The sequence below is a fragment of the Roseibium sp. R5 genome, assembly GCF_055755305.1.
On the sequence record NZ_CM146910.1, the window covers coordinates 1,747,500 to 1,764,704 of the forward strand.

17 protein-coding genes are annotated in these 17,205 nt (G+C 55.7%); 6 read left to right on the top strand and 11 right to left on the bottom strand.

The genetic code is table 11. From position 1 onward, the window contains the following. Positions 1–9 precede the first annotated feature (9 nt). The gene (locus tag AC0J4F_RS08170; RefSeq protein ID WP_422021035.1) at positions 10–1,641 is read right to left on the bottom strand and encodes an acyl-CoA synthetase; all 1,632 of its coding nucleotides are present in this window, start codon (positions 1,639–1,641) and stop codon (positions 10–12) included. A gap of 87 nt (positions 1,642–1,728) precedes the next feature. Next, positions 1,729–2,493 (bottom strand): sulfite exporter TauE/SafE family protein, encoded by a 765-nt coding sequence (locus AC0J4F_RS08175; protein WP_133951391.1) that lies wholly within the window; start codon positions 2,491–2,493, stop codon positions 1,729–1,731. Between the two features lie 167 nt (positions 2,494–2,660). Here AC0J4F_RS08175 and AC0J4F_RS08180 point away from each other — a divergent pair, with 167 nt between their 5' ends. The 3 genes from AC0J4F_RS08180 to AC0J4F_RS08190 all read left to right on the top strand — a co-directional run bounded on the left by AC0J4F_RS08180 (position 2,661) and on the right by AC0J4F_RS08190 (position 6,011). Continuing rightward, positions 2,661–4,568 carry a propionyl-CoA synthetase gene (locus tag AC0J4F_RS08180; RefSeq protein WP_133951393.1) on the top strand — a complete coding sequence of 636 codons (1,908 nt, stop codon included), beginning with the start codon at positions 2,661–2,663 and terminating at the stop codon, positions 4,566–4,568. A gap of 135 nt (positions 4,569–4,703) precedes the next feature. Beyond that, positions 4,704–5,495, top strand: coding sequence for an SDR family NAD(P)-dependent oxidoreductase (locus tag AC0J4F_RS08185; RefSeq protein ID WP_473025930.1), 792 nt, complete (start codon positions 4,704–4,706; stop codon positions 5,493–5,495). Positions 5,496–5,606: 111 nt separating this feature from the next. After that, the gene (locus tag AC0J4F_RS08190) at positions 5,607–6,011 is read left to right on the top strand and encodes a hypothetical protein (RefSeq protein ID WP_473025931.1); all 405 of its coding nucleotides are present in this window, start codon (positions 5,607–5,609) and stop codon (positions 6,009–6,011) included. Positions 6,012–6,039: 28 nt separating this feature from the next. Here AC0J4F_RS08190 and AC0J4F_RS08195 read toward each other — a convergent pair whose 3' ends face one another. Next, a complete protein-coding gene (locus AC0J4F_RS08195; RefSeq protein ID WP_473025932.1) occupies positions 6,040–7,833 on the bottom strand; it encodes an ABC transporter transmembrane domain-containing protein in 1,794 nt (597 codons plus the stop codon). Positions 7,834–8,152: 319 nt separating this feature from the next. Between AC0J4F_RS08195 and rpmE the strand changes: the two genes are divergently transcribed. Continuing rightward, entirely contained in the window at positions 8,153–8,377 is a 225-nt protein-coding gene (gene rpmE / locus AC0J4F_RS08200) for a 50S ribosomal protein L31 (protein WP_008196026.1), read from the top strand. A gap of 128 nt (positions 8,378–8,505) precedes the next feature. Here the strand turns inward: rpmE and rcdA are convergent, their stop codons facing one another. Both rcdA and AC0J4F_RS08210 read right to left on the bottom strand, forming a co-directional pair. After that, positions 8,506–9,048 carry a protease adaptor protein RcdA gene (rcdA, locus tag AC0J4F_RS08205; RefSeq protein WP_473025934.1) on the bottom strand — a complete coding sequence of 181 codons (543 nt, stop codon included), beginning with the start codon at positions 9,046–9,048 and terminating at the stop codon, positions 8,506–8,508. Between the two features lie 403 nt (positions 9,049–9,451). Beyond that, a complete protein-coding gene (locus AC0J4F_RS08210; protein WP_133951403.1) occupies positions 9,452–9,649 on the bottom strand; it encodes a DUF1192 domain-containing protein in 198 nt (65 codons plus the stop codon). A gap of 139 nt (positions 9,650–9,788) precedes the next feature. Between AC0J4F_RS08210 and AC0J4F_RS08215 the strand changes: the two genes are divergently transcribed. After that, entirely contained in the window at positions 9,789–10,793 is a 1,005-nt protein-coding gene (locus AC0J4F_RS08215; protein WP_473025936.1) for an NAD(P)H-quinone oxidoreductase, read from the top strand. A 155-nt stretch (positions 10,794–10,948) separates the two neighbouring features. Further along, entirely contained in the window at positions 10,949–11,695 is a 747-nt protein-coding gene (locus AC0J4F_RS08220; protein WP_133951407.1) for a cell cycle transcriptional regulator TrcR, read from the top strand. A 139-nt stretch (positions 11,696–11,834) separates the two neighbouring features. Here AC0J4F_RS08220 and AC0J4F_RS08225 read toward each other — a convergent pair whose 3' ends face one another. The 6 genes from AC0J4F_RS08225 to AC0J4F_RS08250 all read right to left on the bottom strand — a co-directional run bounded on the left by AC0J4F_RS08225 (position 11,835) and on the right by AC0J4F_RS08250 (position 17,185). Continuing rightward, the gene (locus tag AC0J4F_RS08225; protein WP_133951409.1) at positions 11,835–12,218 is read right to left on the bottom strand and encodes a GFA family protein; all 384 of its coding nucleotides are present in this window, start codon (positions 12,216–12,218) and stop codon (positions 11,835–11,837) included. Positions 12,219–12,279: 61 nt separating this feature from the next. Further along, on the bottom strand, positions 12,280–13,314 hold the full coding sequence (locus AC0J4F_RS08230; RefSeq protein ID WP_133951411.1) for a peptidoglycan -binding protein: 1,035 nt from the start codon (positions 13,312–13,314) through the stop codon (positions 12,280–12,282). 6 nt (positions 13,315–13,320) lie between these two features. Next, the gene (locus tag AC0J4F_RS08235) at positions 13,321–14,310 is read right to left on the bottom strand and encodes a flagellar motor protein MotA (RefSeq protein ID WP_040451027.1); all 990 of its coding nucleotides are present in this window, start codon (positions 14,308–14,310) and stop codon (positions 13,321–13,323) included. Positions 14,311–14,478: 168 nt separating this feature from the next. Then, the gene (locus tag AC0J4F_RS08240) at positions 14,479–15,285 is read right to left on the bottom strand and encodes an inositol monophosphatase family protein (protein ID WP_008191746.1); all 807 of its coding nucleotides are present in this window, start codon (positions 15,283–15,285) and stop codon (positions 14,479–14,481) included. Between the two features lie 66 nt (positions 15,286–15,351). Continuing rightward, positions 15,352–15,915: an elongation factor P gene (efp, locus tag AC0J4F_RS08245; protein WP_008196321.1), complete on the bottom strand. Its 564-nt coding sequence runs from the start codon at positions 15,913–15,915 to the stop codon at positions 15,352–15,354. Between the two features lie 157 nt (positions 15,916–16,072). After that, a complete protein-coding gene (locus tag AC0J4F_RS08250; RefSeq protein ID WP_133952032.1) occupies positions 16,073–17,185 on the bottom strand; it encodes a tetratricopeptide repeat protein in 1,113 nt (370 codons plus the stop codon). Positions 17,186–17,205: the final 20 nt, after the last annotated feature.

A 17,205-nucleotide genomic window follows, 5' to 3' on the forward strand; every position in this document is an offset into this window, starting at 1 on the left:
ATGAACTTCTTAGAGGGCTTTGGCTTGCTCCCGGAGTGCAAACTTCTGGATTTTACCGGTCGATGTTTTAGGCAGGTCGCAGAAGACAATCGTCTTCGGAGACTTGAAGCTTGCCAGATGTTCTTTGCAAAAGGCCATCAGGTCGGTCTCTGTCGTGTCTGACCCCGGTTTCAGCTCAACGAAGGCGCAAGGGGTCTCGCCCCATTTTTCGTCCGGACGGGCAACGACTGCCGCGGCCTGAACGTCCGGGTGTTTGTAAAGGACATCTTCGACCTCGATAGAGGAGATGTTTTCCCCGCCAGAAATAATGATGTCCTTGGACCGGTCCTTCAATTGGATATAGCCGTCCGGGTGCATCACACCGAGATCGCCGGAATGGAACCAGCCGCCCTTAAAGGCTTCATCCGTTGCCTCCGTGTTTTTCAGATACCCTTTCATCACGACATTGCCGCGGAACATCACCTCCCCAATGGTCTGCCCATCGGCAGGAACCGGTTCCATGGTCTCCGGGTTGAGAACCGTCAGATCTTCCAGCGCAACGTAGCGAACACCTTGCCGCGCTTTCTTTTGAGCTTGTTGTTCAAGAGGCAGCGAATCCCATTCGCCTTTCCAGTCATTGACCACCGCTGGGCCGTAGACCTCGGTCAGTCCATAGAGATGAGTCACGTTGAACCCGGCCGTTTTCATCGCTGCCAGAACGCTTTCAGGCGGGGGCGCTGCGGCGGTGAAGAACTCGACCTCCCGGTCCAGATCGCGTTTGCCGTCGCCGGCATTGAGGAGTGTCGACATGATAATCGGCGCACCGCACAAGTGGGTCACGCCTTCATCCGCGATCAGATCCCACATGGCTTTTGGCCGGACCCAACGCAAACACACATGCGTTCCGGCGACAACGGATAGGGACCAGGGAAAGCACCAGCCATTGCAATGGAACATGGGCAATGTCCAAAGATAGACAGGATGCTTGGCCATCGAAGCGGTAATCACGTTCGCCTGGGCCAGCAGATAAGCTCCGCGATGGTGGTACACGACACCTTTGGGATTTCCTGTGGTGCCGGACGTGTAGTTCAGCGTGATGGCATCCCATTCATCATCGGGGAGGGACCAGGCGAAATCCGGGTCCCCGGATTGAAGGAAATCCTCATAATCCAGTGACCCCAAACGCTCGCCATCCTGCGGGAATTCGGGGTCTGAATAATCGATCACGGTCGGTTTGACGGTGGCCAGTTCGAGCGCTTCCTTGATGACGGGCGCATATTCGCGATCCGTAATCAGCACCTTGCAGTTGGCGTGATCGAGCTGGAACGCGATGATCGCTGCATCAAGCCGTGTGTTGAGGGAGTGCAAGACAGCTTTCGTCATCGGCACACCATAGTGAGCCTCAAGCATTGGCGGGACATTCGACAGCATCACGCTGACTGTGTCTTCTTTACCAATGCCGTGTTTGCTCAGTGCGGATGCCAGTTGTTTCGAGCGCTTGTAGAATGTCCGATAATCTGTCCGCTGTTTGCCATGAATGATCGCGGTGTGATCTGGAAACACATCTGCGGCCCGCGCCAAGAAGCTTAAGGGGCTCAGCGCTGCATAGTTAGCGTCAGTCTTGTCCAGTCCTTTGGCAAAGGGGCTAACTGTCGCGTCCATGATTTTCCTCCCAATCGTCTTTGCCCGGTATCAAAGCCGGAAAAGTCTTTGGGAGCAATGCAACAAAGGGCGTTTGTGGTACTGCGGTCAGGCAAGCAGTCCAGCGAGCCCGTCATACGTCAATTTTGCGCCGATCAGACCCATGACAACATAGATGATGGTGTAAAACGTTTCCGCCTTGATGATGCGGACAAGACGCACACCGGCCAGCGTAGCAACCAGTGCGACCGGGAACAGAACCGCTGATGTGGTTAAATTTGTCGTATCAAATTGCCCGAGAAAGAAATAAGGGATGACCTTCACCGCGTTCACGGTGGCAAAGAAGATCACCGCTGTCCCAGCGAACAACATCGGTGCGAGTTTCAGAGGCAGCGTATACATCTGAAATGGCGGGCCACCGGTGTGACTGATGAAGCTGGTAAAACCGGCGACTGCTCCCCAGAAAGAACCTTTCGGTATGTTGTGGCCAAGGGCTGCGGCCTCTTTTCTGCGTTTGAACACATAGTCGGCGACAAACGCCAGAGAGATCACCCCGATCATCAGCGTTACGAATGTATCATTCACGTAGGCAGCCGTGCCCCAGCCGATACCGATCCCGACCATTGCTGCCGGGAGCAAAATAGCCAGGCTGCGCCAATCTGCTTTGCCTTTGTAAGCCATCAACGCAACGGCATCCATCACCAACAGGATCGGCAACATGATCCCGGCGGCCTGAAGCGGCGAAATCACCAACGACATGATGGGAACCCCAAGCATGGCGAACGTTCCACCGAACCCTCCCTTTGACAAGCCGACGCAGATGACGGCAGGGACAGCAGCTGCATAGAACCAGGGGTCGGTGATGAGAAGCATCAAAAATCACTGTTATGACGTGGGAAAAGGCGCTGCAAACAAGCACGACGGAGGGATTACGTAAAGGTCCGCTCATCGAATTGCTAAGTCAGTGACACTTGCTTTTCAAACCATACTTGCAACACACTCGCGAAAATCGATGAGTGCTGCTGTTTGGGAGGAAGACGATGGCAAGCCGGTATCATGACGTTTATCAAGGCTGGCATTCCGATCCGATGGGGTTTTGGAAAAATGCCGCTTCCGAGATTGACTGGATCAGCACGACAGACAAGGTCTTCGATCCCGATCAAGGTCAATTTGGCCGCTGGTTTCCGGATTGGGAATGCAATACCTGCTACAATTGCCTGGACCGTCATGTGGAGCGCGGCCGGCCCGGCCAGCCGGCGCTGATATACGACAGCCCGATCACTGGAGCTCAAGCAACTTATACATACGCTGAGCTGCTGGAAGAGGTTGAAGCGCTGTCGGCGGTCCTTCAGGACAACGGACTGGAAAAGGGGGATCGGGCAATTATCTACATGCCTATGATCCCGCAAGCGGTCATGGCGATGCTGGCCTGCGCACGTCTTGGCGTGATCCACTCTGTGGTGTTTGGTGGCTTTGCGGCCAATGAACTTGCCACCCGGATCAATGATGCGACCCCGAAAACGATTATCGCAGCGTCCTGCGGGATCGAGCCGGGAAGGGTCATTTCCTACAAGCCGCTGATTGACGACGCTATCGGGCTGTCCACACACAAGCCTGACAGCGTGTTCGTTTATCAACGTGAGGCAGAAATTGCTTCGCTGGTAGAGGGCAGGGACCATGATCTTGGCAAGCTGATGGAAGATGCGGTTGCTGCTGGCCGCCGTGTGCCGCCGGTGCCGGTCAAGGCGACCGATCCGCTCTATATCCTCTACACTTCAGGCACCACCGGGCAGCCGAAGGGCGTGGTTCGTGACAATGGTGGCCATATGGTCGCGCTCAAGTGGTCCATGTCGAACCTCTATGACATTCAGCCCGGCGAAGTTTTCTGGGCAGCATCAGACGTGGGGTGGGTCGTGGGCCACAGTTACATCGCGTACGCACCGCTTCTTCACGGCTGCACCACGATTGTTTTTGAGGGCAAACCTGTGGGAACGCCGGATGCAGGTACCTTCTGGCGTGTGATCTCCGAACACAGCGTTGCGTCCCTTTTCACCGCACCTACTGCGTTCCGGGCGATTCGTAAGGAAGACCCGAACGGTGAGCTGATCAAGAAATACGATCTGTCGACCTACCGCTCTTTGTTCCTTGCAGGAGAGCGCGCCGATCCGGAGACGGTGAACTGGGCGATTGATCAGTTGCAGGTGCCGGTCATTGACCACTGGTGGCAGACAGAGACGGGTTGGTGCATCGTTGGCAACCCGCTCGGGCTCGGGGCGCTTCCGGTCAAGCCGGGGTCACCCACGGTTCCGATGCCTGGATATGACGTCCAGATCCTGGATGATGCGGGACACCCTCTGGAAGCAAACACCCTCGGCAATATCGTTGTAAAGCTGCCGTTGCCTCCGGGCGCTCTGCCAACTCTTTGGAATGCGGACAAGCGTTTCTTTGATGCGTATCTGGCCGAATTCCCAGGGTACTACAAGACCGCGGATGCTGGCGTGATTGATGATGACGGGTATCTTTCAATCATGGCGCGGACGGACGACATCATCAACGTTGCCGGGCACCGCTTGTCGACTGGCGGAATGGAAGAAGTGCTTGCCACCCATCAGGATGTTGCTGAATGTGCGGTGATCGGGATTGCCGACAAATTGAAAGGCCAGTTGCCGTGCGGCTTTGTTGTCCTGAAAGCGGGTGTCGATCGCGAGCATGCGGATATCGAAAAAGAACTGATCAAGCTGGTGCGCGAAAAAATCGGCCCTGTTGCGGCCTTCAAGATCGCCATTACGGTTGACCGATTGCCAAAGACGCGGTCTGGCAAGATCCTGCGCGGGACGATGCGTCAGATCGCTGACGGGGAAGAGTACAAGATGCCGGCAACGATTGACGACCCGGCAATCCTCGATGAAATCACCGACGCACTGAAATCACATGGGATTTCCGCATAAGCGGGAAAGGTGACGCAGCTGGAGGTGTTCCAGAGGCATCGACAGACGTAATTTTCGGACTTATGGTCGGGCCGCCGCGACGCGGCCCGTCGCATTTGCGGCGGTGTTTTTGTTAGCACAGCCGTGAGGTTTTCCGTGTCTTTAGAAAATAAAGTCGCCATCGTAACTGGCGCAGCCCGAGGTATCGGTTTTGCTGTTGCCAAGCGTTTTGTCATGGACGGCGCAAAGGTTGTGATTGCCGACGTTGATGATGAGGCTGGCGAAGCGGCTGTTGAAGATCTCAGTGGCCTCGGCTCTGCCATGTACATCCATTGCAATGTTGCGGAGCGGTTGGACGTCCGTAACATGGTTGCCGAAACGCTGAACGCCTATGGCGACATTGATGTTCTGGTCAACAATGCCGGCATTGTTGTCGGCGCCGAATTCCTTGACCTGGAAGAAGACGACTTTGACAAGGTCCTGTCGATCAACCTGAAAGGGGCCTTCCTGTGTTCGCAGGCTGTTGCCCGGCACATGGTTGAAAAGGTCGACAATGGCGGCGATCCAGGCTGTATCATCAACATGTCATCGATCAACTCCGTGGTCGCAATCCCGAACCAGATCCCATATTGCGTCTCCAAAGGCGGGATGACACAGCTGACCAAAACGACGGCTCTGTCTCTTGCGAAGTATGGTATCCGCGTCAATGCGATCGGGCCCGGCTCAATCATGACCGAGATGCTTGCCTCCGTGAACAGCGACCCGGCTGCGAAGAACCGGATCATGTCCCGCACGCCAATGCTGCGTATCGGGGAGCCATCAGAAATTGCAGGTGTGGCGGCCTTCCTTGCTTCTGAAGATGCTGGTTACGTCACGGGTCAGACAATTTTTGCAGATGGTGGCCGGATGCCGCTGAATTACACCGTGGCCGTTCCAGAAGACGACTGAGTATCGAAGCATCCGCCTTTACTTCACCGCGTTGGTGCGTCTTCATGTCAAGAGAGCGTTCGCTTTGCTCGACGTGACAGAAGTGCCAGCGCTTTGAGAGGGGAGGCAAATATGAGACAGCTTCTTTGGTGGTGTGTCTGGTCCATGCTTCTTGTGTGGCCAGCGACAGCACAGAACACTTCTGATGTGAAATTCGCCCCTGGCAATTACGGCGCCATGGTAAGCGGAACAATCATCGGTGATGAGTTTTTCGATTACCGTCTTGATGTTGCAGCCGGGCAGGAGATGTTCGCAGAGTTGACGGTTTCAGGCACAAACGGCACCGGAACCGTTTATTTTAATGTGCTGCCGCCGGGCAGTGATGGCGTAGCTGTCTATAACAGCTCAATCAATGGGAACAGCGCGACCGTCGATTTGACGGAAACCGGTGTCTACACAATCCGTGTGTATCTAATGGGTAATGATCGGGATGCTGGCAAGACTGTTGGCTACAATCTCGATCTATCTATTCAGTAATGGGCAATGCAGATTGTAAAGTGCGCCCTCAGAGTTCGGACGGCTCCGGCTCCTTCACGGTGCCAAATTGCAATTTGGCGAGTTTCGCATAAAGCCCGCGAGCCGCACTCAACTGTTCATGTGTCCCGGTTTCAACGATCCGGCCCTCGTCCATGACGATGATACGATCCGCTTTCAGCACCGTAGCCAAACGGTGTGCAATGATCAGGGTCGTTCGCCCTTCCATCAATTGATCCAAAGCCTTTTGGACGAGCTGTTCGCTTTCGGCATCCAGGGCGCTGGTTGCTTCGTCAAGCAACAGCACAGGAGCCTGTTTCAACACGGCACGGGCAATTGCAATTCGTTGGCGTTGCCCGCCCGACAAGGTGATGCCGCGTTCGCCGACGAGTGTGTCGTAGCCATTTGTCATAGTTTCGATGAAAGGGGAGGCAAGGGCGGCCGTGGCTGCTTTGATGATGTCCTGACGTTTTGCATCAGGAAGACCATAGGCAATGTTCTCTGCGATGCTGGCGCCGAATACAGCGGTGTCCTGCGGCACCAGCGCGATGTTGCGCCGAAGTTCATCTGGGTCGAGGTCACGCAGTTCCACGCCGTTCATTCGAATGGCCCCGGATGTCGGGTCATAAAACCGCATCAGCAGACTGAAAAGCGTACTTTTGCCGGCGCCCGAGGGGCCAACAACCGCAACTTTCTCTCCCGGAGCAATGGTCAAGGTCAGATCCTGCACCACGGGTAGATTGCCTGCTGCTTGGTAGGCGAATGAAATGTCCTCGAAACGAATTTCGCCCCGTGGTGTGTCCGGCAGGGGGATGGGATTGAGAGGGGCCCGGATCTCCGGCGTGATCTCCAGAAGTTCGGAGAGACGTTCAGCGGCACCAGCTGCCTGTGACAGCTCGCCCCAGACTTCGGACAAAGCGGCCAATGAGCCCGCGGCAAGAATTGAATACAAAAGGAACTGGCTAAGTTCACCGCCGGTCATGCGTCCGGCAAAAACGTCACTGGCGCCGATCCAGAGAACCGCGACGATGGAAGAGCCAATGACGAGGATGGCAAATCCCGTCAATGCGGCGCGGGCGGTTATCGCCTGGCGCGCAGCGGTAAACGCCGTTTCCACAGCAGATCGGTAGATCCCTGAGCTGCGGCTTTCGTGCGTGAAAGCTTGCAATGTCCTAACCGATCCGAGCATTTCCCCGGCATAGGCTGAAGCGTCTGCCAGCATATCTTGCGCAAAACGCGAGCGCTTTCTGACCTTCCGGCCAAACCCGATGATCGGGATGAGGATGACCGGGATCGCTGCGAGCACAATGACCGACAAGCGCGGACTGGTGACCACCATCATCACCGAGGCGCCGGTGAACATGATTGTGTTCCGCATTGCCAGGGATGCGCTTGCGCCAAAGGCCGCTTTGATCTGGGTTGTGTCTGCAGTCAGCCGGGACAGAATTTCGCCCGACTTTGCGCTGTCGTAAAATGAAGGGCTCAGCCGGGTCATGTGAGCAAACACATCGGCCCTGACTTCGGCCACGACCCGTTCTCCCAGCCACATGACAAGAAAGTATCGGACAGAACTGGCGCAGGCGAGGGCGCATACCACACCGATCAGCACAGCGAAGTAGGAGTTGACCAGCGCTGGATCATCTGCACCAAAGCCAAAGTCGATCATGCGCCGGACGGCAGCGGGAAGAACCAATGTGATGATCGCGGCGGAGAAAAGAGCAGCGAGTGCGGCCAGTACCATGCCTTTGTGCTTCAACAGGTACGGCAGCAACCGGGTCAATGGGCGCAAAGACCTTCTGGTGTCAGAGGGGGCATTTGTTGTCATGTGTTGCCTTGCGAAAACCGGTCTTCCAAAACTATGTCTCCGCCTACTTAATTGGACGGGTGCAGTATGCCAATCCCGTTTTGGGCTAACCGGCGGTTTCTAAAGCCAGTTATGCGCTGAAATGCTGTAGTGAAATTGATTCCCGGAAATGTCCGGAATTGCGGGAAATTCGGTCTTGTCTTGTGCGCTGCCTTGGGGTATACCCCCGCCTCATGTTTCTAAGGGCGGCATCCGCAACTGGATCGGCGGCCCTTTATCTTGTTTGCGCTCCATAGCATTCTGACCAAAGATGGCTTGAAGGCGCTGGAAAGGACCGGTCATGAAAGCGGATATCCATCCCGACTACCACACCATCAAGGTCGTAATGACCGATGGCACCGAATTCACCACCCGCTCCACTTATGGCGCGGAAGGCGACACCCTGCAGCTCGACATCGACCCGACGTCTCACCCGGCTTGGACCGGTGGTGACCGTCAATTGATGGACCGCGGCGGCCGCGTGTCCCGCTTCAAGAACAAGTTTGCTGGTTTCCTGGGTTCTTAAATCCAAGCCAACAGCGTGACTGTTTAAGACCCGGCCGGAAGGCCGGGTTTTTTGTTGCCTTGTTTTCTGGTGACAAAAAAGCCGCCCGGAGGGGCGGCTTAAAAGAAGAGAAACGTGAAGACGATCTATCAGCCGATTTTGCCGAAGGCGGCGTGCAGCTGGTTGATCTGAGATGCCACAGGGTTGTCGTTGTTCGCTTCTTCCTGCGGTGCGGCTTCTCCGGCTCTGTAGAGCATCTTGTCGAGATGAACGACGCGCTCCTGCAGCCGGGTCGAGCGTTCTACAAGATTGCGCAAGCTTTCCGGCAGGTCGTCCCAAGCCGGGCCGCCCATTGCGCTGCTGAGTTTGTCTAGGCGGACCTTGTTCTTGTCGCTACCGGCTTGTTCGCGGGACATCTCGCCTTCGTTGACGGCACGTTGCAGCAGCAGCCAGGAAGCCAGCTGCATAAGGCGCGTTGTCAGGCGCATGGATTCAGTTGCATAAGCCAGCGAGGCTGGACGTGGAAGCTTCTTGGCTTCTTCACGCCCATCGCCATCAAGATAAAGTGCTGTCTCTTCGACCAGAGACATGCCTTCCTGAAAAAGCGTCTGGAAGTTGTCGGAGCTGGCCAGATGATGCGCGATGTGTACGGCATCAGAAGTGCGGTCCGTTGTCTTGATATCTTCCGTCATGAGCTTACTACGCCTCGGTTACTTATTCTGGTTGCCCGCGGTTGTTGTCCCGTTTGTGTCACCTCTGGTCAGGTGTGCACATTTGAAACAGTGCGAGCCCGTGTGCCCTTTACACAGCAATCCGTGTGCCAGATGCAGTCACTTGAGCCGCGTTAACCAGAACTACCGCAGAGTACTACGCTCGAACGGCAAAAAAAAGAGCCGCACGGTTGCGGCTCTAAGTCTTTAACAGGGAGGCGTCAAACAGAGTGGTCTGAACCACTCCTATCCAGATGACTGGATGCATAAATTTATAATTTGGAAAGATTAATGATTGGTAAATGAATAAAAATCTATTAAAGACGTTAAGGATAAAGGCTGTCGATTTCGAATAAATTCACAATTTTTGCAGATAGTTACAAGGTTACTTCTGAAAGAATGCGTCTGCAGCATTGCGAATAGTGCTGCGTTGCTCAAGCGCCTCTCTTGTACGGTTAACTTCCGCGGTTAATGCCTCGATCCGGTCCTGGAGTTCGTCCTCTGACAAGCGGCTCAGATCTTCGCCAACGGTAACCACATTCGGTTCCTGCTTTTTGGGGATATCATCGTCAAAGAGGCCCATGTCATATCTCCTGCTGGATCTACGCGAATGGCAATCTTGCTCACCCGTGTTTGATCCTCATAAACTCGGCCATTATTTACCATAGAACCGGGACAAGCGCAGCCGTATGTCCCAATTTGGATCATAAGGACAGTTCCATATGCAGAATTTGCCGGACACCATGACAGTTGTTGCGATTTCAGAACCGGGTGGACCGGAGGTTCTCATTTTGGAACAGCGCGCACTGCCGGACGTGGGCGACGGAGATATCCTGATCCGGGTTGAGGCCGCAGGTGTGAACCGCCCCGATGTCCTTCAGCGAATGGGCGCTTATCCGCCTCCGAAGGGCGCATCGGATCTTCCAGGCCTTGAGGTTGCCGGTGAAGTGGTTGCTGTCGGAGCAGCGGTTCATGGGCACTCTGTCGGTGACAAAGTGACAGCTCTTTGCCCGGGCGGAGGCTATGCGGAGTATTGTAAGGTGCCAGCGGGTCATGCCTTGCCGGTGCCGGCGGGTATGAGTGTGCTGGAAGCGGCTGCGCTGCCGGAAACATTCTTCACTGTATGGACCAATGTTTTCGACCGTTGCGGTCTACAGGAGGGCGAGCGCTTTCTGGTTCATGGTGGAGCGTCCGGAATTGGCACATGTGCGATTCAGTTGGCCAAAGCCTTCGGTGCTGAAGTGTTCACCACGGTCGGTTCATCAGAGAAGATCGAAGCGGTGAAAGCCCTTGGTGCGGATCACGTCATCAATTACCGGGAACAGGCGTTCGAGAAGGTCATCCTTGAGGTCACTGGCGGACAGGGTGTTGATGTTATCCTGGATATGGTTGGCGGAGATTATGTTGAGCGGAACTGGAAAGCTGCGGCCATTGAAGGCCGGATATGCCAGATCGCGACCCTGAACGGTGTTTCCCATGACGTGAATTTCTCGCGCCTCATGGTGAAGCGGCTAACACACACCGGTACGACGCTGCGGCCAAGAGATGATGCGTTCAAGACTGCCATTGCCGATAGTCTCCGATCCAAAGTCTGGCCATTGATCGAATCGGGTCAGATCAAGCCGTTGATCGATTCCACCTTTCCGTTGAGTGAGGCTGCCGAAGCTCATCGGCGCATGGAAAGCTCTGGCCACATTGGTAAAATCGTCATGACGGTCGGATCCTAGAAGACCGACCGGACCTGGGCGCTGTGGTGGTTCGCAAGATCATTTGCGTTTCCGCCGCGTTCAGCCTATATTCGCGCCAATTCCCATTAAATTGAAATGGAACACCGCTCTTCCGACCTGCCGGCCGGGGGGAGCAGACAAGAGGAATTTGACCGATGGCGAACACGCCGCTTATGCCGAAAGCAACTGCCGTCTGGCTCGTGGACAACACTGCGCTGAGCTTCACGCAGATCGCGACATTCTGCAAGCTGCATCCGCTTGAAGTGAAAGCCATTGCAGATGGTGAAGCGGCTCAGGGTATCAAGGGTTTGGATCCAGTTCTGACCGGCCAGTTGACGCGTGAAGAAGTCGAACGTGCTCAGAACGATCCGAACTACCAACTCAAACTGCAAGGCTCAAAGGTTGTTGTCCCGGAAACCAAACGCAAAGGCCCGCGCTACACGCCGGTTTCGCGCCGTCAGGACCGCCCGAATGCAATTCTCTGGCTGGTGCGCAATCACCCGGAGTTGAAAGACGCGCAGATCATGCGTCTTGTTGGAACCACCAAGCCGACGATTGCCGCCATTCGCGACCGGACCCACTGGAACTCGGCGAACCTGACGCCATCCGATCCGGTGACGCTCGGTCTCTGCAGCCAGCTTGAGCTCGACATTGAAGTCGAAAAGGCTGCGAAGAATGCACCGCAGCCGATGGCAGGCGAGCCGGCGGAAACGCTGATGTCGGTTGATGACAGCACCAGCGAAGATGCAATTGCTGCAGCGTTCTCGCTCGATCCGACTACCGCGCCGAAGCGCGAGGAAGAAGAAGAGATCGATGTCGACGCCGTGTTCGCCAATCTGAACTCCCCGAAAGACACAGATGGCGACGGCGAAACAGACGACGACAGCTCAACTAAGCTCTAAACGCCTGTTACAGTAACAGTTCTGGAGCCACCGGGGGACATGTCATCCGGTGGTTTTTTGTTTCACATGTCAATGGTGGAAATCAAACCAGCCCGGAGTCTCTCTCTCTTCCTAACCTTCGTAGAGGTGGAGGCGCCGGCTAAAATTTCTGGATCTGTGGGGCATCGTCGGTGATGTCATAGTAGTCACCTTTGTCTTTGACAAAGATGTGCTTGCCAATCTCCAACCCTGTCGGGCTCTCCAGGCAACCGGCAGCTATTCCGATGCCTTCTTCGGTGTTCATGCGGTAAAACAGGCTGGATCCGCAGAATTTGCAAAAGCCGCGTTTGGCAAAATCAGATGACTCATACCAAGTCAGGCCTTCGTCAGTTGTAAACTGCAATTCCTTGAAAGGCGCGTGGGTCGACGCCCAAGTGTGCCCACTTGAGCGGCGGCATTGCCCGCAATGGCAGATCGTGACTGTTTTTCTAACTTCCGGGACTTCAAACCGGACTTTTCCGCAATCGCAGCGACCTTTGAGCAATACTGCCTCCTGAAATTATCCTTAAAGAACGGATTTCATAGATCGAGATGGGTCCGGCGGTTTAGCGCTCGGTTAGTTTCAGCTCGATCCGGCGGTTTTTCGCCAAAGCATCCGGCGTTTCACCTTCTTCCAGAGGTTGGAACTCGCCAAAGCCCGCAGCTACCAGCCGTTTTGGGTCGACACCCTTCTCAATGAGATACCGGACAACCGAGATGGCACGGGCTGCCGACAATTCCCAGTTGTTGCGCAGGCGTCCAGTACCGGACAGCGGCCGGGCATCGGTATGACCATCCACACGCAAGACCCAGTTGATCTCATCCGGGATCTGTCCGCTTAGTTCGAGGATTGCCTCCGCAAGCTTGTCCAGTTCCTGCTGGCCTTCCGGGTTGATGTCCTCAGAGCCGGAATCAAAGAGCACCTCCGACTGGAAGACAAAGCGGTCGCCGACAACCGAAATGTCGGAGCGTTGGGAAAGGATTTCCCGCAGCCTTCCGAAAAAGTCTGAACGGTAGCGCGAGAGTTCTTGAACCCGCTGCACCAGAGCGGCGTTCAGCCGTCTGCCAAGGCTCGCGATCTTCGCCTGGCTTTCGGCTTCCTTGGCTTCAGAGGCTTCTAGGGCAGCGTTGGCTGCTGCGATTTGACGGCGAAGAGCTGCAATCTGCTGGTTGAGCAGTTCGACCTGCGCCAAGGCCTCCTGGCTGACCTGCCGCTCATCATCGAGGAGGTTCTCGAGTTGTGCTGCTCTGCCGCCGGCTGCCTCGGCATCTCCCGAGCTGCTTTCCAGAAGGCCCAGCAGGCGAGACTGTTCAGCTTCAGCGCTGCTGAGACTGGCCTGAAGTCCAAGAATGGTGTCTTCCAGTTCGCCAGAGGAGGCCCGTTCCAGTGCAAGCAGCTCAGTCAGTTCACTGATTTGGGCGTTCAGCCGGTTCAGAACCGTGTCGCGCCCGGACAGTTGCTGCGAGAGAAAAAACTGCGCGATCATGAATATTGACAAAAGGAAGATGATAACCAACAGGAGTGTGGCCATCGCATCGACGAAGCCGGGCCAGTAGTCGGTCTGTTGGGCGCGGCGGCGCGACCTGAGGCTGCCAGCCATCCGCGATTACTCCTTCGCCCGATCGAATGCGGCGGAGATCGAGGCCAGTAGACCCTCGATCCGCTTTTGCTGTTCGCCTTGTGATTCCGCCCAGTCGCGCATCATCTGCTGTTCAGAGCGCACATGTTTGACCAGTCCCTGAATACCTTCAGCGAGGTTTGCCATGGCCTGGGAGGCGGTTTTACTGCCGCCTTCTTCAACGCTTTTTTGCAAGGCTGAGATCGAAGCCTGGATCTGTTCGACGCCCGGGGAATCTCCGGAGGCAAACATACCGTCTTCCGGATCGATGTCCGTGACGGTTGATAGCCAGTCTTCCAGTTCGTTGTAGAAGCGGTTTTGTGCCTGACCTGCTTGCAGATCTAAAAAGCCGAGGATCAAAGACCCTGTCAGACCGAAGAGGGATGATGAAAACGCAGTGCCCATGCCGGACAATGGGGCTTCCAAGCCGGCTTTTAGGTCCTCAAAGATGACATTCGCATCGCCAGAGCCGACATCCAAGGACTGGATCGTCGCGCCAACCGAACTCACTGTCTGCAAGAGGCCCCAAAACGTCCCGAGCAGACCGAGAAAAACCAGCAGCCCGGTTAGGTAACGGGAAATTTCCCGGGATTCTTCAAGGCGCATGCCAATGGAATCGAGAATGGAACGAGCAATCGTCGGGGTCAGCGCCATGTCGCCGGATTTGTTACCAAGGAGGGCAGCCATTGGTGCGAGCAGAACGGGAGACCGGGTGTCGAGTGCAGGATCTCCGATACGGAAGCTGTTGACCCATGCAATTTCCGGAAACAAACGAATGACACGGCCAAATAGGAGGAGAACTCCAAAGGCACCAACAAACACAATCAGGCCGTTAAGGCCCGGGTTGCTCATGAAAGCTGTTGAGACTTGCGGAAATAGAATGAAGGCAATGAAAGCGACGATCACCAGAAAGATGATCATGAACGTCAGATAGGCCCTCGGGCTCGACAAGCTGTAGGGGTCAAATTCACGTGCCATGTTTGCTGTCAATCACCATTCTGCAGAGGTCATTGATTGATAGCGTGATTTTTAACGTCTTGGAAACCGTGAATCGGCCCGGCAACCCCAATTAAATTTGGAAAGCCCAAAAACCGGCAGGCCTCATGGGGCTGCCGGTAAATGACATTTGCGGGCGAATGTGGGGTGTTATGCTTGTTGCGGGGCCGCTGCTTTCTTAAGCAAGCGCAGGAGGTGCTTATGGGCATCCTCATTGCCGACCACAACATCGCCGGTCTCCAGCATCTTGGATTTGCCGTCCAGATCGCTGACGAAGCCGCCCGCTTCGCGGACCATCAACAGGCCGGCTGCAATGTCCCAGGAATTGAGGTCGCGCTCCCAATAGCCGTCGAGCCGGCCGGATGCTGTCCAGGCCAGATCGAGCGCTGCGGCGCCAGCCCGGCGAATGCCAGCGACTTCCGGCATGATGTGGCGCAGCTCGCGCAGTGTGCGGCCATGATCACCGCGTCCGATGAATGGCAGGCCGGTCCCGAACACCATCTCCGGCAGCTCTGTCCGTCCCGCAACACGAAGTCTGCGGTCGTTGAGAAAAGCGCCACGGCCACGTTCGGCGGTGTACAGCTCGTCCATGACCGGATTGTAGATCACACCGGCAACGATCTCGCCGTTCCGCTCAAGTGCAATGGATGTTGCGAAAATCGGAATGCCGTGCAGAAAGTTGGTCGTGCCGTCGAGAGGATCAATGTGCCAACGATGCTGACCGTCCGTTCCCTCAACTTCACCGCTTTCTTCCATAACGAGGCCAAAAGTCGGACGGGCCTTGGTCAGCTCGGACCGCACAATTTCCTCAGCTTTCCGGTCGGCAGCCGAAACGAAATCTCCAGGACCTTTTCGGGATACCTGCAGGTTTTCAACTTCACCGAAGTCACGGACGAGGCTGCGACCGGCTTTGGTCGCGGCTTGAACCATGACGTTGAGGATTGCTGTGCGGGCCATGTTGTTTCACTTGTTGTTGGGCGCAACGGCAGATCCGCTGCGCCAGATTTTCAGCTGGTTGAGGCGTCAGTCTGCGCGCTTCACGTATTCCAGCGTACCGGTGTCGACGATAATTTTTTCGCCAGCGGTGATGAACGGCGGCACCATCACGCGAACGCCATTTTCCATGAGCGCCGGCTTGTAGGATGAAGACTGGGTCTGGCCTTTCACGACCGCATCGGCTTCGCTGATTTCCAGCGTGACGTGTTGCGGCAGAGTGATACCGATCGGGCGCTCTTCATGAAGTTCCACGGTCACCATCATGCCGTCCTGCAGGAAGGCGGCACGATCGCCGACAAACTCTGTCTGCAATTCCAGCTGTTCGTAGGTCTCTGTGTCCATGAAGATCAGCATGTCGTCTTGCGTGTAAAGGTACTGGAAGTCCTTCTGCTCAAGACGGACGCGCTCGACTTTATCTTCAGACCGGAAGCGCTCATTGAGCTTGCGGCCGTCGAGCAGGTTTTTCATTTCGACCTGCGCAAACGCACCGCCCTTTCCAGGCTTTACGTGTTGAACCTTGACGACGGCCCACAGGGTTTCCTGATGCTGAAGCACGTTGCCCGGCTTGATTTCGTTACCGTTGATTTTCATGGAACGACCGATTTTTGATTTGTCTGGATCTTGTACGGCGCAAAAATCAGTTCAATAGACCGCGCCAACAATGGATTGCGCCTGTCCACCATAAATGCTCGCTTCTTTCAAGGAAAAAAGCGAGCTCCGGCCACAAACAGTCGGGCAATTGCCAGGATTACGGAGAGTTCAGGTACGATTCGTCCGATGGTGCCATCAAGGTCGCGGAATACTGCTCAGCCAGCTTTCTTGCGGCAGCAAGCGTCTCGTCATCCAAGGTCCCGAAGATGCCGTCCAGTGTCGGGTCGGAAACTCCAAGTGTCCGGGCAATAAGATGCCATCCAGCAGCCGCAGCATTGTTATGCTCGCGCCCGCGGCCATACGCATAGATCCGGGCAAGCCGGTTCATGGCAACAGGGTTTCCAGCAGTTGCTGCGCGTTCAAACCAATCTGCAGCTTCGCTTTCATCTGGATCTACGCCGCGGCCCTGAAACCGGAGGATGCCGTAGTAGACTTGCGCAAAGGTATGACCTCTGCGGGCAGCGCGCCCCATCCAGAAGGCACCTTTGCCAGGATCATTGAGACCGTCACCAGATTCAAGATACGCCAATGCGAGCGTGTATTGCGCTTCTGGGTCGTTCAATTGAGCAGCTTCTTCGAGAAGTTCCCGTGCCTTTTCCTCATTGTAAGGCCGCCCCTCGCCCTCCTTGTAAAGGATCGCAAGATTATAGAGCGCGGAAGGGTTGTCCGCTTCGGCAGCTTGTTCGAAGAGTTCGGCTGCCTTGGCCTTGTCCTGCGGTATGGCATCGCCGAGCAGGTATAGTTGCGCGAGCTGAAGCGCAGACCCATTGTCGCCTTGTGCCGCTGCAAGACCATACCAGTCCGCAGCTTTTGCCTTGTCCTGCTTGATGCCAAGCCCTGCCTCATGGAGAACACCCAACAACGCTTGCGCGGATCGGTCGCCGTTCTCCGCGAGCGGCGTTGCCAGGGCCAAAGCGGTCAAATGCCAGCCGCGCTGGAATGCGCTGTAGGCTGTGTCCGAGGAAGCCGTTTCCCCATCGGCCAGAGACGGGGGCCCAGAATCGATCAGGCTGGCAATGGTTTTGTCCCGTGTCGTGACATCGACAAGTGCAGGAAGTTTCGCAGTGCCTGGAGCTTCAACTGCCGAGATATCTGCCGCCGGTGTTTCCGTTTGTCCGGATGCGGCTAAGGGCAATCCAATCAAAGCTGCAGACACGAATGCTGCCGCTGCAGTATGCCGAACCACGGGGGTGGTGGTCAGTTTATCCATGGCCGGTTTGAGACCTCTCA

Bases quoted from the DNA above. Each gene is read 5' to 3' on its own strand.
- AC0J4F_RS08230 (WP_133951411.1), bottom strand. From the start codon at position 13,314: ATGGCTGGCAGCCTCAGGTCGCGCCGCCGCGCCCAACAGACCGACTAC.
- AC0J4F_RS08210 (WP_133951403.1), bottom strand. From the start codon at position 9,649: ATGGGCCTCTTTGACGATGATATCCCCAAAAAGCAGGAACCGAATGTG.
- AC0J4F_RS08170 (WP_422021035.1), bottom strand. From the start codon at position 1,641: ATGGACGCGACAGTTAGCCCCTTTGCCAAAGGACTGGACAAGACTGAC.
- AC0J4F_RS08180 (WP_133951393.1), top strand. From the start codon at position 2,661: ATGGCAAGCCGGTATCATGACGTTTATCAAGGCTGGCATTCCGATCCG.
- AC0J4F_RS08220 (WP_133951407.1), top strand. From the start codon at position 10,949: ATGGCGAACACGCCGCTTATGCCGAAAGCAACTGCCGTCTGGCTCGTG.
- rcdA (WP_473025934.1), bottom strand. From the start codon at position 9,048: ATGACGGAAGATATCAAGACAACGGACCGCACTTCTGATGCCGTACAC.
- AC0J4F_RS08235 (WP_040451027.1), bottom strand. From the start codon at position 14,310: ATGGCACGTGAATTTGACCCCTACAGCTTGTCGAGCCCGAGGGCCTAT.
- rpmE (WP_008196026.1), top strand. From the start codon at position 8,153: ATGAAAGCGGATATCCATCCCGACTACCACACCATCAAGGTCGTAATG.
- AC0J4F_RS08215 (WP_473025936.1), top strand. From the start codon at position 9,789: ATGCAGAATTTGCCGGACACCATGACAGTTGTTGCGATTTCAGAACCG.
- AC0J4F_RS08240 (WP_008191746.1), bottom strand. From the start codon at position 15,285: ATGGCCCGCACAGCAATCCTCAACGTCATGGTTCAAGCCGCGACCAAA.
- AC0J4F_RS08250 (WP_133952032.1), bottom strand. From the start codon at position 17,185: ATGGATAAACTGACCACCACCCCCGTGGTTCGGCATACTGCAGCGGCA.
- efp (WP_008196321.1), bottom strand. From the start codon at position 15,915: ATGAAAATCAACGGTAACGAAATCAAGCCGGGCAACGTGCTTCAGCAT.
- AC0J4F_RS08195 (WP_473025932.1), bottom strand. From the start codon at position 7,833: ATGACAACAAATGCCCCCTCTGACACCAGAAGGTCTTTGCGCCCATTG.
- AC0J4F_RS08175 (WP_133951391.1), bottom strand. From the start codon at position 2,493: ATGCTTCTCATCACCGACCCCTGGTTCTATGCAGCTGCTGTCCCTGCC.
- AC0J4F_RS08190 (WP_473025931.1), top strand. From the start codon at position 5,607: ATGAGACAGCTTCTTTGGTGGTGTGTCTGGTCCATGCTTCTTGTGTGG.